This is a genomic window from Myxococcus sp. AM010 (assembly GCF_013372585.1).
GTDB lineage: Bacteria > Myxococcota > Myxococcia > Myxococcales > Myxococcaceae > Myxococcus > Myxococcus vastator.
In genome coordinates, this window is sequence record NZ_JABXEO010000048.1 from 19,482 (window position 1) to 33,139 (window position 13,658).

Here is a 13,658-nt window from a genome sequence, read left to right on the forward strand (position 1 = left end):
TCTTTGACAGAGAAGAGTTGGAGAGATGGCCGAGAGGCTGAAGGCACAGGTTTGCTAAACCTGCATACTCGAAAGGGTATCGAGGGTTCGAATCCCTCTCTCTCCGCCACTTGTTGTTGTAGCAGCGCCGGAAGAAATGCTCCCTTAGCTCAGCTGGATAGAGCGTCGGACTACGAATCCGAAGGCCGGAGGTTCGAATCCTCCAGGGAGCGCCACTTCTTTCGAGCAGTTCTCCATGAGTGACGAAGTTTTCATGCAGCAGGCGTTATCGCTCGCGCGGGAAGCAGCGGAACTCGGAGAGGTCCCCGTAGGTGCGGTGGCAGTGCTGAACGGTGAAGTCGTTGGCACTGGTTTCAATCGCCGCGAAGTGGACCGCAATCCGCTCGCTCACGCGGAAATGTTGGCAATGGATGCCGCAGCCCGGAGAATCGGCGCCTGGCGGCTCTCGGGTGTCACCCTGTATGTGACGCTTGAGCCATGTGCCATGTGCGCCGGAGGACTGGTGCAGTCTCGCGTGACACGACTCGTTTTCGGTGCATCCGATCCGAAGGCCGGTGCGGTGGGCTCGCTGTACAACCTGGTCGAAGAGCCTCGGCACAACCACCGGCTCCAGGTCACGAGTGGTATCCTGGCGGACGAGAGCCGCCTGCTTTTGAAGACGTTCTTCGGGCGCTTGCGTACGAAGAAACGTGACAATTGAATACTGGAGAGCTGGCCGAGTGGTCGAAGGCACCTGACTCGAAATCAGGCATACCGGTAACGGTATCGTAGGTTCGAATCCTACGCTCTCCGCTCCAGATTTTTGGAGAGGTGGCCGAGCGGTTGAAGGCGCACGCCTGGAACGCGTGTATATCTGAAAGGGTATCGTGGGTTCGAATCCCACCCTCTCCGTTGTTGTTTCTGCAGTCCGTGGTTACATCCCTTATGGTCGGGACAACGTGGGGGCGCGAACCCCGCCAGGTCCGGAAGGAAGCAACGGTAGCGTACTTCCGCGTGTGTCCCGGCCGTCCTTTTGAAGAGCCGGTGTCCTGCTAAAGGGCACCGGCTCTTCGCCTTTGCGGGCTGGCCGCCCCCCTCCCCTACTCGCGGGAGAGAATCGTCTCGCGGCCCACCTTCCGGACGATGTGGAAGCCGCCGGCCTGGAGCTCGTCGAGCGCTCGGTCCTCGAAGGTGACGGCGCGGTTGAACGTCCTGTCCCGTAGCGCGCGTTGGAACGCGCCGTCGTGGGGCCAGTCACAGGTGAGCCAGGGAATCCGCTTCCCCAGGTAGAAGAAGCCGCCCGAGCCCCACAGCCCCTCGTTGACGATGAGCAGCCCCCGCGCGTTGCCCCGGGTGGCGGCGACAATCGCCCGGAGCTGGTCTGCCCGCAGGTCCCCGGACGGAAAGAAGGCGGCCGAGGCCAGGCTGGCGACCAGCGCGAGTCCTGCCAGGCCCCACCGCCTCGTTGGCCGAGCAAGCTGGACGAGGCCCGCCGCCACGGGTGGCGCCGCGGCCAGCACCCCCAGCATCAGGCCGGGATAGAGGAAGCGCTCCTCCTTGTGCGCGGTGGCCAGGAGCACGCCGGTGTACACGGCGGCGCACCACAGCGGCAGGGACACGGCGCGGTGCCGGCGAAGCGCGGCGACTCCCACGGGCACGGCGGCCCAGGCCCAGAGGGGCACCGCGGTGAACAGCGGCTTCACGTAGAAGCTGGGTGCATCGGCGCCGAACTGGGCCGCGGCCTTCCCCGAGAGGACGTTGAAGCGGACATAGGCGAAGAAGGAGTGGAACGGCGAGCCCCACGTCGCCCAGTCCAGCGCGCCGAGCGCTACCGCCACGCCCAACCCGCCCGCGCAGGTGAAGGCGAGCAGCCGCCACTGCCGCGCCGCCGCCAGCCACACCAGCGCCGCCAGGACGAAGATGGCCGACGGGTAGCGGGCCACCACCGCCAGCCCCAGGGCCATGCCGCCCACGAGCCCCGCCCTCGCGAGCCGCGCCCTGCGGTCCAGCGCCTCCACGGCGACGATGAGCAGCGAGGCGGAGATTGACTCGGCCATGGTGCGCCCCGCGAAGACGAGCACCGGTCCGTAGAGCCCCACGAGCAACGTCGACAGCAGGCCACCCAAGGTCCCCGCGCGGCGCTGGGCGAAGCGGTACGCGGCCCAGAGACTCCAGGCGTGCAAGGCCACCTGTGGAAGGGCCACCAGGACGCGGTAGGCCCGTGGGTGGGTGATGCCCAGCAGGTCCGCCAGCTTGAGGAAGCCGGCCAGGACACCGGGCACGGCCCAGTTGCGGAGGCCCTCACGCCACTCCCACGCCAGGACGCCGTAGCCGTGGACGCGCCACCAGGCGGGCTCCAGGGATTGGTACACCTCATCCGGGTGGATGCGGCCCAGTTGCACCACCGCGATGAGGCCCGGCAGCAGCGCCACGGCCCCCAGAAGCCAGCGCATCCAGCTCCGGGCCGGCGCCTCTGGCGGCGTGAGCTCGGGCTCCAGCGAGGTAGGCTCGGGTGTCGGGTTGGCGTCAGTGGGCGTGGCGAGGAGGGGCGCGGACACGGGCGCGGCCGACTCTTCCCGCCCGCGTTCCCGGACGCAAGGTGTGAAGCGTTCGGTTGCCCACCCTGGGTCCGAGCCTGACGGGGAGTGGAATCCCACCTCGTGGGAGGGCAACGACATGGATCATTCACGCCGCCGTGTTTAGATGACGCCCCCCATGAGCTACCTCGTTCTCGCCCGCAAATGGCGCCCACAGAAGTTCGACGACATGACCGGGCAGGAGCACGTCGTCCGGACGGTCGCGAACGCCATCAAGATGGACCGGGTCGCGCACGCGTACCTGTTCTGTGGCCCTCGTGGCGTGGGCAAGACGACGGCCGCGCGTCTGCTCGCCAAGGCGCTCAACTGTGAGAAGGGCCCCACCGCCCAGCCTTGTGGCGAGTGCCGTGCCTGCACGGAGATTGCCGCCGGCACCAGCGTGGACGTCGCGGAAATCGACGGTGCCTCCAACAACGGCGTCGAGAACGTCCGCGAGATTCGCGAGAACGCGAAGTACCTGCCCCAGCGGGACCGGCACAAAATCTACATCATCGACGAGGTCCACATGCTGTCGGGAGCGGCGTTCAACGCGCTGCTCAAGACGCTGGAGGAGCCGCCCGGGCACGTGAAGTTCATCTTCGCGACCACGGAGGCGCACAAGCTCCCGGACACCATCCTGTCGCGGTGCCAGCGCCACAACTTCCGTCGGATTCCGGCGGCGCGGATGCTTCAGCGGCTCCAGGAAATCTGCAAGGCGGAGGGCGCTGGTATCTCCGACCGCTCGCTGTCGCTGGTCGTGCGCCAGTCCGAAGGTGGCATGCGCGACGCGCTGAGCCTTCTGGACCAGGTGCTCGCCTCGTGCGGCGCCAACCCCTCCGACGAGGAAGTAGCCGACGCGCTGGGCGCCATCGACCGGACGTTGGTGCAGGACTTCGCCGATGCGCTCGTCCACAAGGACGCGAAGCGGGTGCTGGAGCGCGTGGAGGAGGTCTTCAACCGCGGCCTGGACTTGAAGCGCCTGGCAGAGGAGCTGGCCTTCCAGCTGCGGCACCTCTTCGTCACCAAGACGCTGGGCAAGGCGCCCGACGAGCTGGCCGAGTCCGAGCAGAAGGCGCTGGTGGCGCTGGCTCAGGACGCGGAGGCCGCGCAGCTCACGCGCCTCTTCGACGTGGTGCACGGCTGCATCTGGGACGTGTCGCGCGCGGCCCAGCCCCGGCTGGCCCTGGAGATGGCGCTGCTCAAGGCCATCCAGTTGTCGCCGGGGGGGTCCATTCCCGAGCTGCTTGCCCGCGTGGACAAGCTCGCGGCGGGGATGGGTGAAGGTTCCGCGAAGTCGAACGCTGGAGCGCCGGGAGGTCGCTCCAGTCCCACGAACTTTCGCGCCTGAAGGACGACACGACGCATCCGTGATGCAGGCCGCTGCCCCGGCCCCACGACCGTGGGAAGCGAGGGCTGCGCCTGAAGGGCAGACGCCTGCGCGCGTCGGCGAGCCACCGGCGCCGATGGCGGCCGTGCGCCAGGAAGAGCCGCCGCGCATAGGCCACGCTGGAGCCATGCCCCCGGCCGAGCCGCCGCCGCCCGGGCCCCACATGGAGGGCCTGTCACCGTCAGCGGCCCGCCCCCTGTCGTTCCTCCGTAACGGTGGCGGCGCCACCCCGTCCCCCCAGGGTTATCAGGCCACTCAGGTGGTCCCCGCCGGCCCGGTGCTGGATGGACTGTCACCTTCCGCCGCGCGCCCGCGGGAGGCACGGGGGGCGGGGACGTAGGGGCCGTGGGCGCCACGCCGCTGTCGCGCACCACCGAGCCCGCGCCGTCGGTCCGCGTCACCAACATCCGCCGGCCCGAGCCCATCGCGCCGCCGGAATCGCCGCCCTACGCGGAGGAAGAGGACGCGCGCTACTACCCCGAGGAGAACTCCCCCGAAGGCTGTGCCTCCGGCGAGTGCCTCCCCGAAGTCGCCGCCGCGCCTCCGCCTCCCGCGCCAGCGCCCGAGCCCGTCATCCACCACGAGCCCGAGCCCGAGCCGGCCCCGGTCACCCGCTCCCGGGACAACCCCAACCTGCCCCTCATCGAGCGTTGGCGTGCCGCCGTGGAGACGGTGAAGGCCTCCCATCCCCGGCAGGGCGCGGCGCTCTCCAACGGGCGCCTGCTGTCCATGAAGAACGGCGAAATCGTCCTCGGCTTCCTGCCCGTGGCCGGCTTCCACCGCATGGCCGTCAACGCCACCGCGGGCAAGGCCGCCGTGGACAAGGCCCTGGCCGAGCACTTCGGCCGCCCGGTGAAGCTCACCGTCCAGGATGCGTCCCCGGACGACCCCCGGCTGGGCCCCAGCCTGGCCGAGCAGGACGCGCAGACGCGCGCCACCCACGAGAAGAACACGGACAGCAAGGTCCGCGGCCACCCCGCCGTCCGGGCGGTGCTCAAGTTCCTGGGGGGCGAAATCGAACACATCCAGGTCTACGAGCCCGAGCGCCCCGGGGCCGTGCCAGCGGCCGACACTCCCGACGACAGCGCCTGACAACCGCCTCGCGCAACGGTAGGGTGGCGCCCCATTCCACGCCGGGGCGGGGCCACGTCCATGGCACCCGCTCCCACGAGCACCGAGGAAGCATATGCCTGGCGTCGACCTGAACTACTTCATCCGGCAGGCGAACAAGCTGACGGAGAAGATTGAAGAGCGGAAGCAGCAGCTGGCGGATGAGAGCGTGGAGGCAAAGGCCGGTGACGGCCGCGTCACGGTCGTCGCCAATGGCATCCAGGAGATCCGCAGCATCAAGATCGACAAGGAAGCCATCGACCCCAACGACACGTCGATGCTCGAGGACCTCATCACCGCCGCGGTGAACGCCGCCCTGGCGAGCAGCCGGCAGCACATGCAGCGCGAGCTCGCGAAAATCTCCGGCGGCGTCAAAATCCCCGGCGTTACCTGATACCGGATGACCCCCGATCCGCTGAATCGACTCGTCGCCCAGTTGGCGAAGCTGCCGGGCATTGGCGAGAAGACCGCGCAGCGCCTCGCGTTCCACATCCTGCGGGCGCCGGGTGAGTACGCCGCGGAGCTGTCGCAGGCCATCCACGAGGTGAAGGAGAAGGTGCACCTGTGCGTGCGCTGCTTCTCCCTCACCGACGCGGAGACCTGCAACTTCTGCCGGGACACGCGGCGCGACGAGCGCGTGCTGTGCGTGGTGGAGACGTTCGCCGACCTGATGGCGCTGGAGCGCACCCGTGAGTTCAAGGGCCGCTACCACGTCCTGCACGGCGTGTTGTCTCCCCTGGAGGGCGTGGGCCCCGACCAGCTCCGCATCCGCGAGCTGCTGGAGCGCCTCAACGACAGCCGGGTGGAGGAGCTCATCCTCGCCACCAACCCGGACGTCGAGGGCGAAGCCACCGCGCTCTACCTGACCCGCCTGCTCAAGCCCATGGGCCTGCGCGTCACCCGCATCGCCCAGGGCCTGCCCATGGGCGGCGACCTGGAGTTCGCCGACCAGGCCACGCTCGCCAAGGCGCTCTCCGCCCGCCGAGACCTGTAGGCCCCTCACGGTGGCGGCGCGAGCCACCTCGCGCCGCTACTGCGTCACCCGCCACGAGAAGGGCATCACCACCGTGACCTCCTGGTCCCGGTGAGGCGGGAAGCGAAGGCGCTCCGCCTGGGCCTCCAGGCAGCGGCCCACGCCCGAGGAAGCCAGCGGCCCCCGCGTCCCCGCCCGCACCTTGCCCGATGAGACGATGGTGAGCTGCACCTGCACCTCGCCCTGGCTCGAAGGCAGGTCCGCCTTGTAGCGCTCGAAGCACGTGGTGATGCGCGCCCGTCCCCGCGAGACGACACGCTGCACGTCGTCGATGCCCAGCGTCACCCGCTTCTGCGACGAGGCCTTCTTCGACCGCACGGGTGAAGGGTCCGCCACTTCTTCATCCGCCTCCGGCTCGGCATCGGACGCAGCCCCCGCGAGCCCGGCTTCGCCCGGCGCCGGCTCCGCCGCGGCCACAGCGCCCCCCGCCCCGTTCACCACGGACTCCGTCGGCGAGCCAGCCTGAGCGGCAGCATCCACCGGTGGTGCCACGGCCTCCACGATGGGCGCCGTCGCCGGAACCAGCGACACCGAGGCAGGCGTCGTCACCCACTGCCGGTATCCAACGATGCCCGCCGCCGCCAGCAACAAGCCGCCCGCCAAACCCACCGCCAGCGTGCGCCAGCGTCGGCCCCCTGCCGTGGTCGCGGGCTCCGATGACGCCGGCCCGCGTGAAGCCGCGCCATGGGCGGGCACGCCCGGCGAAGACGGCCGCATGGACATGCCGGGCCGCTGCGCGGACGTGGCGTCACCGTCCCGGGCAAGCACGCCATACAGATTCGTCCCGTGCGGCTCCGCGCCCTGCGCCTGCGCCCCTTCCGCGGAGCTTCCGTACGTCGCGGTGAGCGTGGCCAACGTGGGGATGCGCGAGCGCTCGGTGAAGCGCTCCTCGCCGAAGTGGCCCTTCAAGAAGGCGCCGAGCGGCATCGCGCCCGAGCCGCTGAGGTGCTCCGAGAGGAACGTCTCCAGCGCGTCCGCGAACGCCTCCGCCGTGGGGTAGCGGTCCTCCGGCTTGAAGGCCATGGCCTTGAGGAGGATGGCCTCCAGCTCCTCGGGCAAGTCCGGCCGCAGCTCGCGCGGCGGCTTGAGCTCGCCCTGCAGCAGCGCGTTGAGCACCGCCAGGTCATTCTCCCGGGAGAAGGGCCGCACATGCGTGAGCGCCTCGTACAGGCTCACGCCCAGCGCGAAGACGTCCGCGCGGCGGTCCACTTCCTTGCCGCGCGCCTGCTCCGGCGCCATGTACATGTACTTGCCCTTCACCACGCCGGTGCGCGTGTTGACGAGCCGCGACTCGGCCTTGGCGATGCCGAAGTCCAGCACCTTCACCTGCCCCTGGTACGTCAGGTACAGGTTCGACGGAGAGATGTCGCGGTGGACGACGTTGAGCGGCTGTCCGGCCTCGTTGGTGAACTCGTGCGCGAAGTGCAGCCCGCGCGCCGCGTCGATGAGGACGCGCAGCACCACGGGGAGCGGCACGTAGTGGCGCTTGCGCCCGGCCAGCCGCAGCGTCGTGGAGAAGTCCTCCCCCGCGAGGTACTCCATGCAGATGTAGTAGCAGCCCTCGGCGAAGCCCAGCTCCTGAATCTGGACGATGTTGGGGTGGGCCAGCTTCGCCGCCAGCCGCGCCTCGTCCCGGAACATCTCCACGAAGTCGGGGTTGTTCGTCAGGTGCGGCAGCATCCGCTTGATGACGACGTTGCGCTCGAAGCCGTCGGCGCCCAGCAGCTTGGCGAGGAAGATTTCCGCCATGCCGCCTTCGGCCAGCTTCCGCACGAGCACGTACGGGCCATATGGCTGCAGCAGGGGAACAAGGCCCGCGTCCGGCACAGGCAGGGTCGTCTGGGGGGGGGACATCCTCACGGCCCTCGCTGTTTCAGGGTGCGCACTGTATGGACCGCCGGGGCACCAGGACGCGTCATCTTAAACACCAATACGGGCGGCGAGCCCACCGGCTCCACCCAGGTGTTGAACCGGTGTTTGCCATCCAGCGCCACCGGGCGTCCATTGATGGACAGGCGGGCGTCCACAGGTGCGACGCCGGCCGCGCGCACCCTCACGCCCGCCGCCTGTCCGTTGCGCGGTGTGGACACCATGAGCACCGGCACCGAGTTGTCGTAGACCAGCTCCAGCTTGTTCATCCGTCCCCCCTTGAGCTGTGCACCCGTGGCGGAAAGCGGCGTGACGGACCAGAGGTAGCTGCCCTCGTGCAGTGCGCCCGCGTCCAGCGCGGCGCGAGTCTCCGTCACGGTGCGCTCGGCCACCGGCGTATCCAATGCCCCCGCGCGGTACACCGCCACACGGTAGCGCGCCGCGGAGGTCTCCGCGGCATAGGTGAAGGTCACCGCCGGGGGTTTGTCCTGGTAGAAGATGGTCGTCTTCTCCGGCCCCTCGGGCACCACGTTGCGCACCCGCGCCAGCGAGCGCACCGCGCGCTCCGGCGCGAACGACGCGCTGCCCGACACCTGCGTCCCATCCTCGCGGCGCACCCGCCAGTGGAGCCTGCCACGCGCCGGCGCCGGCACATTGATGAAGGGACGGTACACCGTGCCCGACAGCACCGGCCGCGTGAAGGCCGCGTCCTCCGCGACCTCCACCGTGGCCTCGCCCTCCCCTTCCCAGGTGATGGCCACCTCCCGCAGCCCTGGATGGAACACCTCCGCGCCGTTGACGACGCCCAGGGCCAGTGGCGCGGGCTTGAGCGGCTCGACGCGCGGCGCCTGCGCGGAGGACGCCTCCACCGTGGCGCGCTCACCCGCTCGCAGCGCCTGCCGGGCGTCTCCGCGCACCAGCGTCACCTCGCCGGTGAGGGCATCCACCAGATAGCCCGCGGCCGTGCGGCGCACCGCCAGCCGCGCCTCGCCACCGCCTTCCACCCGCAGCCCCGGCAGCACCAGCCGGCTGGTGCGCCCTCGCGCGAGCTGCAGGTTCAGCCAGCCCCTCAACAAGTCGAAGCGCGCCTCGTCCGTGGCGCCGCCCTGCTCCGCCGACGTCAGCACCAGCTCCGCGTCCGAGCCCAGTGACGCCACCGTGGCCGAGCCCTCCAGCGCGAGCACCGCGGAGCCTCCACGCCGGGTGCGCACGCTGCCTCCCGGCGAAAGCACCTCGCCCTGCTTCGCCACCGCGCGCCAGGCCGACGCCCCCTTGGCCCACACCTCCGCGCGCCCCGTCCCCAGCCGCACCGTCACCGGAATCGGCGCCAGCTCCAGGACACGCGCCCCGCGAACCACCAGCTCCGTCCGGCCGGACGTCGCCTCCACCGTCTCGCCTTCGGATGCGCGCAGGGTCTTGCCGTCACGGCCCACGAACTCGATGGCGCCCAGCCGCACCTCCACGCTGCCCGCGTCCTCGGCCACCTGCACGCGCACCTCGCTGGGTTCATCCGCTCCCACGCGCGTGAGGCCGAAGGGCGTGCGGATGGTCAACGCCACCTTCGCGCCCCGGCCCGTGCGCGGCTCACGAGCGGGCACGCGCGACAGCAGGATGCCGCGCTCCACTTGGAGCACGATGCCTCCCGATTCCGCGCCCAACGCGAAGCGCGCATCCGGCCCCACCTCCACGGAACGGCCATCCGGGAAACGCACCGTGGCTGCGCCACCCGAGGCCGTCTCCACCGCGTCGCCTCCGTACAGGGGGCCTTCCTGGGCGGCCCCCTGCTTGCCACCTCGCTCCAGGCGCACGTCGCCGCGCAAGCCCTCCAGGCGGCCCAGCACCTCACCCGCGCCAGCATCAACCACCTCCGAGGGCCCGGGAGGCGGCGCCACGGCGTCATCATCACACCCCGCGACGAGGAGCAGCAGGACCAGGAACCAACGACGCGGGGCACTCACCGTTTCCCCCTCGGGAAGAGGTCGACATTCAGGATGGTCCGCTCACCCTCGCGCAGGGTGATGACCTTCGTCTGGGACAGGTGCCCTCGCGCGGAGAGGGTGATGCGGTAGGTGCCACCCCGCACCTGGACATTGAAGGCCCCCTTCGAATCCGTGCGCGCGCGCACCCGGGCCTTCGTGATGAGGAGGGTCGCCGCCAACGGTTTGCCCCCTCGCGCGCTGCGGACCTGTCCCACCAGCGTGGCCCGCGTCCCCTTCTTCTCCGTCGCCAGGGGCACCGACAGCGTGGACTCCTGCCCGGCGATGACCACCGCGGCTTCATCCGCGGACCGGAAGCCCGTAGACGCCACCGAGACAGCCACCGGCCCTGGGGCCAGGTCCTTCACCACCGCCTGCCCCGTCAGGTCCGTGCGCACCTGCGCCGTGCCCACCGACACGCGAATGTCCGGCAGCGGCACGCCCGTCCGCGCATCCACCACCGTCACCCGCAGCGCGCCCGTCGGCGGCGGCAGTGGCGCGGCTCGGACCTCCAGCTCCGCGCGCAGGCCCTCCTCCACCGTGGCCGTCGCCTCCGCGGACGCGTACCCCTCCGCCGTCACCCGCGCGGACACCGGCCCGGGTAACAGGGACGCCACCTCGACGAGCCCTTGCGCGTCCGCCACGTGCGCCTCGCCCTCCACCATCACCCGCGCCCCGGGCAGCGGCGCGCCCGTCCGCGCGTCCAGCACGTGAAACCGCACGCTCCCGGGCACCACCACCGCCACCGGTACGGGCACCTGCCGCGCCACCCGGGCACCGTCATGCCACGCCAGCTCCAGCGCCGCGCCCAGCCGCCGCAGCCGCTGCCGGGACTGCGTCCCATCCGCCAGCGTCACCGTGTCCTGCACATGCTGGAAGTCCAGCACCAGCGTGCCCGTCCAGCGCTCCGCTCGCCGCAGCGGCACCAGCAGCGCGCCCCCGGCGGAGAACCCCGTCGCCTCCGCCCGGGCGCCCGCGGCGTCGCGCACCGACAGCGAGACGGGCAGCTCGCCGCGCGCTTCCAACCGCAGCCCCAGCATCAGGGGAAAGCGCACCGAGCCCCCCACCACCGCTGCATGCCGCGCGCCCCGGAGGAGCACCGGCTCGGTGGAGTCACTGAAGTGGGGAAGCTGCGAGAAGCCGTAGCCCGCGCCCAGCTCCGCGCGCACCGGGCCCAGGAAGAAGCGCGCCCGAGGGCCCGCCGAGACCCTCCACAGACTGCCCCCGGTGATCCGCAGCGCGCCCTCCCGCAGGTCGAAGGCCTCCCGCCGCCCCCCGGCCCACGCGCCCAGCCAGGACGTGCCCAGCCACGCCGTGCCCACGGCCTCCACGTCGTTCGGCGTGAAGCCCTCATAGGTGAGCCCGGGCCCTACATCCGCCTGACGGCCGTCACGGAGGGACAGCCCATAGCGAAGGCGCAACGAGGCGTGCTCGGCCACCGCCTCCGCGTGGGCGGAGGGCATGGCCAGCATGACGAGGAGCACCAGCGCCAGGCGCGCCACGGAGCAACGCGGGAGAAGCGGAAGCGGCAAAACGCGGCGGAGTATAGAGAAAGCCGGGAAGGCCCCCAACCCCGGGGGACAAGCCCGTTCCACCCCTCGCGCGCAGGGTGCGGATCCGTGGCCTCCACCCCACAGGGCGTCCGGAGGGCATGGGAACGGGCACGGAACCTCCTTCAGGAAGCGGAAGGCTTCTTGCTGGAGTGGAGACGCTTTGCTAAGCATCCTGACGGTCGGTAGCGCCTCGTCTAACCTCGTGGATTCACTCTAGAAACATCGGAGCGTCGCCATGAGCGGGGCGAGCGAACGCTGAGGAGCGCATACGCCCATGGGCACGCAACTGGTGATGTACGAAGAGGAGTTCACCAAGATCAACGCCGTTTGCGACCGGCTTACCAAGGACGCGAACGCGAAGGTGGTCTTCCTCGTCGACAAGAACGGGCAGCTCATCTCCTCCGCGGGTCAGACGCAGAACATCGACACCACGTCACTGGCCTCGCTGACGGCCGGCAACGTGGCGGCGATGGGAGGCCTGGCCAAGCTGATTGGGGAGAACGAGTTCCCCAACCAGTTCCACGAGGGGGCCAAGGACTCGCTGTACATGACCATCGTCGGCAGCCGGGTCGTGCTGGTCGTCATCTTCGACAACCGCACCAGCCTCGGCCTCGTCCGCCTTCGCATCAAGAAGGCCAGCGACGAGCTCACGAAGATCTTCGAGAGCCTGGTGAAGAAGACGGACAGTCCTGGAGCTGGGTCGCCCTTCGCCGAGATCTCCGACGACGATATCGACAACCTCTTCAGCGAGTAACCCGGGAAGCCATGTCCTTCATCAATTACTCATCCCGCGAAATCAACTGCAAGATTGTCTATTACGGGCCCGGGCTCTGCGGGAAGACGACGAACCTTCAGTACATCTACAACAAGACCGCCGCGGAGACGAAGGGCAAGCTCATCTCCCTGTCCACGGAGACGGACCGCACGCTCTTCTTCGACTTCCTGCCGCTGTCGCTCGGTGAGATTCGCGGCTTCAAGACGCGCTTCCACCTGTACACGGTGCCCGGTCAGGTCTTCTACGACGCCAGCCGCAAGCTCATCCTCAAGGGCGTGGACGGTGTCGTGTTCGTGGCAGACAGCCAGATTGAACGTATGGAAGCGAACATGGAGTCGCTCGAGAACCTCCGCATCAACCTGGCGGAGCAGGGCTACGACCTGAACAAGATTCCGTACGTCATCCAGTACAACAAGCGCGACCTGCCCAACGCGGTGACGGTGGAGGAGATGCGCAAGGCGCTCAACCCCCGCAACATCCCGGAGTACCAGGCCGTGGCCCCCACGGGCGTGGGCGTCTTCGACACGCTCAAGGCCGTGGCGAAGCTCGTCCTCACCGAGCTCAAGAAGGGTGGTTGAAGCAAGCGCCCAGGCGGGCGACCCCGGTCCCCGCCCACGGCGTGGCAAGACGTCCTACAGGCAAGGGTGCTATGTCCTCCCTTGCCGTCAGGTCGGACCGTCTGCCCACTGAGGTCGTACCGTGCGTGTCGCCGCCACCTTCCCGCTCCTCGCCCTGCTGGGCGCCGCCCTCTGTGGGCCGGCGCTCGCGCAGGAGCCCGCCGCCTCCGCTCCTCCCTCCGCGCAGGCCACCGCGGACGAGGCGTTCGACACCCGCGTGAAGACGCTGGAGGAGAACGTCGTCGACCTGAAGGAGAAGATCTACCGCTCCAAGGCGCGCCTGCTGCTGCTGCAGGAGACGGTGCTGGGCGGTGACGTCTCCACCGGCGCTCGCGCCGTCATCCTCCACAAGAACGAGATGGGCGGCTCCTTCGAGCTGGAGTCGGTGGCGTACGCGCTCGACGGCGCGCCCGTCTACACGCAGGTGGATGAAGAGGGCCAGACGGACCTGGGCAAGCGCGAGCGCTTCGAGGTCTTCAACGGCCGCATCGTCCCCGGGCAGCACCAGCTCGCCGTGCGCCTCGTGTACCGGGGCAAGGGCTACGGCGTGTTCAGCTACCTGGAGGGCTACAAGTTCAAGGTGCAGTCCAGCTACACCTTCAACTCCGAGCCGGGGAAGACCTCCACCGTGCACGTCGTGGGCTACGAGCAGGGCGGCATCACCACGGACCTGAAGGACCGGCCCGCGGTGCGCTATGACGTCTCCGTCGCTCGTGAGTCGGGCCGCAAGGCCGCGCCGCCGCCCGTCACCCGCTCCATTCCCGGGCAGTAGAGGGCCAGACG

Annotated in this window: 12 protein-coding genes, 4 tRNA genes and 1 other RNA gene; 13 read left to right on the plus strand and 4 right to left on the minus strand. The window is 69.8% G+C overall.

The features are described from left to right. The first annotated feature begins 19 nt into the window (after positions 1 to 19). From HV826_RS21555 to ffs, 6 genes are all read left to right on the plus strand, one after another. Positions 20 to 109, plus strand: a tRNA-Ser gene (locus HV826_RS21555). Positions 110 to 138: 29 nt separating this feature from the next. After that, positions 139 to 215, plus strand: a tRNA-Arg gene (locus HV826_RS21560). A 20-nt stretch (positions 216 to 235) separates the two neighbouring features. Next, positions 236 to 700, plus strand: a complete 465-nt coding sequence (tadA, locus tag HV826_RS21565; RefSeq protein ID WP_176418904.1) for a tRNA adenosine(34) deaminase TadA — start codon at positions 236 to 238, stop codon at positions 698 to 700. A 5-nt stretch (positions 701 to 705) separates the two neighbouring features. Then, a tRNA-Ser gene (locus HV826_RS21570) sits at positions 706 to 792 on the plus strand. 12 nt (positions 793 to 804) lie between these two features. Beyond that, positions 805 to 891 (plus strand) — tRNA-Ser (locus tag HV826_RS21575). A gap of 30 nt (positions 892 to 921) precedes the next feature. Continuing rightward, positions 922 to 1,014: signal recognition particle sRNA small type (ffs, locus tag HV826_RS21580), an RNA gene on the plus strand. A 65-nt stretch (positions 1,015 to 1,079) separates the two neighbouring features. Here ffs and HV826_RS21585 read toward each other — a convergent pair. Further along, positions 1,080 to 2,537 (minus strand): mannosyltransferase, encoded by a 1,458-nt coding sequence (locus HV826_RS21585; protein WP_407938416.1) that lies wholly within the window; start codon positions 2,535 to 2,537, stop codon positions 1,080 to 1,082. Between the two features lie 157 nt (positions 2,538 to 2,694). Here HV826_RS21585 and dnaX point away from each other — a divergent pair, with 157 nt between their 5' ends. The 4 genes from dnaX to recR all read left to right on the plus strand — a co-directional run bounded on the left by dnaX (position 2,695) and on the right by recR (position 6,046). Beyond that, the gene (gene dnaX, locus HV826_RS21590; RefSeq protein ID WP_176418906.1) at positions 2,695 to 3,903 is read left to right on the plus strand and encodes a DNA polymerase III subunit gamma/tau; all 1,209 of its coding nucleotides are present in this window, start codon (positions 2,695 to 2,697) and stop codon (positions 3,901 to 3,903) included. A gap of 384 nt (positions 3,904 to 4,287) precedes the next feature. Then, on the plus strand, positions 4,288 to 5,034 hold the full coding sequence (locus HV826_RS21595) for a DNA polymerase III subunit gamma/tau (protein ID WP_176418907.1): 747 nt from the start codon (positions 4,288 to 4,290) through the stop codon (positions 5,032 to 5,034). 94 nt (positions 5,035 to 5,128) lie between these two features. Then, the gene (locus HV826_RS21600; RefSeq protein WP_163783332.1) at positions 5,129 to 5,446 is read left to right on the plus strand and encodes a YbaB/EbfC family nucleoid-associated protein; all 318 of its coding nucleotides are present in this window, start codon (positions 5,129 to 5,131) and stop codon (positions 5,444 to 5,446) included. Between the two features lie 6 nt (positions 5,447 to 5,452). After that, positions 5,453 to 6,046: a recombination mediator RecR gene (gene recR / locus HV826_RS21605; RefSeq protein ID WP_163783331.1), complete on the plus strand. Its 594-nt coding sequence runs from the start codon at positions 5,453 to 5,455 to the stop codon at positions 6,044 to 6,046. Positions 6,047 to 6,082: 36 nt separating this feature from the next. Here the strand turns inward: recR and HV826_RS21610 are convergent, their stop codons facing one another. From HV826_RS21610 to HV826_RS37870, 3 genes are read right to left on the minus strand one after another with little or no spacing between them, the layout of a single operon-like run. Beyond that, the gene (locus tag HV826_RS21610) at positions 6,083 to 7,939 is read right to left on the minus strand and encodes a protein kinase domain-containing protein (RefSeq protein ID WP_176418908.1); all 1,857 of its coding nucleotides are present in this window, start codon (positions 7,937 to 7,939) and stop codon (positions 6,083 to 6,085) included. Between the two features lie 2 nt (positions 7,940 to 7,941). Then, on the minus strand, positions 7,942 to 9,912 hold the full coding sequence (locus HV826_RS21615; RefSeq protein WP_176418909.1) for a FecR domain-containing protein: 1,971 nt from the start codon (positions 9,910 to 9,912) through the stop codon (positions 7,942 to 7,944). Further along, positions 9,909 to 11,432, minus strand: a complete 1,524-nt coding sequence (locus HV826_RS37870; RefSeq protein WP_368670965.1) for a collagen binding domain-containing protein — start codon at positions 11,430 to 11,432, stop codon at positions 9,909 to 9,911. The genes HV826_RS21615 and HV826_RS37870 overlap by 4 nt, the downstream gene beginning before the upstream one ends. Positions 11,433 to 11,757: 325 nt before the next feature. Between HV826_RS37870 and mglB the strand changes: the two genes are divergently transcribed. The 3 genes from mglB (at position 11,758) to HV826_RS21635 (ending at position 13,647) form a co-directional block, all read left to right on the plus strand. Further along, positions 11,758 to 12,237 carry a gliding-motility regulator GTPase-activating protein MglB gene (mglB, locus tag HV826_RS21625; protein ID WP_002637270.1) on the plus strand — a complete coding sequence of 160 codons (480 nt, stop codon included), beginning with the start codon at positions 11,758 to 11,760 and terminating at the stop codon, positions 12,235 to 12,237. An 11-nt stretch (positions 12,238 to 12,248) separates the two neighbouring features. Continuing rightward, the gene (mglA, locus tag HV826_RS21630; protein WP_002637269.1) at positions 12,249 to 12,836 is read left to right on the plus strand and encodes a gliding-motility regulator Ras-like GTPase MglA; all 588 of its coding nucleotides are present in this window, start codon (positions 12,249 to 12,251) and stop codon (positions 12,834 to 12,836) included. A 121-nt stretch (positions 12,837 to 12,957) separates the two neighbouring features. Continuing rightward, entirely contained in the window at positions 12,958 to 13,647 is a 690-nt protein-coding gene (locus tag HV826_RS21635; RefSeq protein WP_176418910.1) for a dihydrolipoamide acetyltransferase, read from the plus strand. Positions 13,648 to 13,658: the final 11 nt, after the last annotated feature.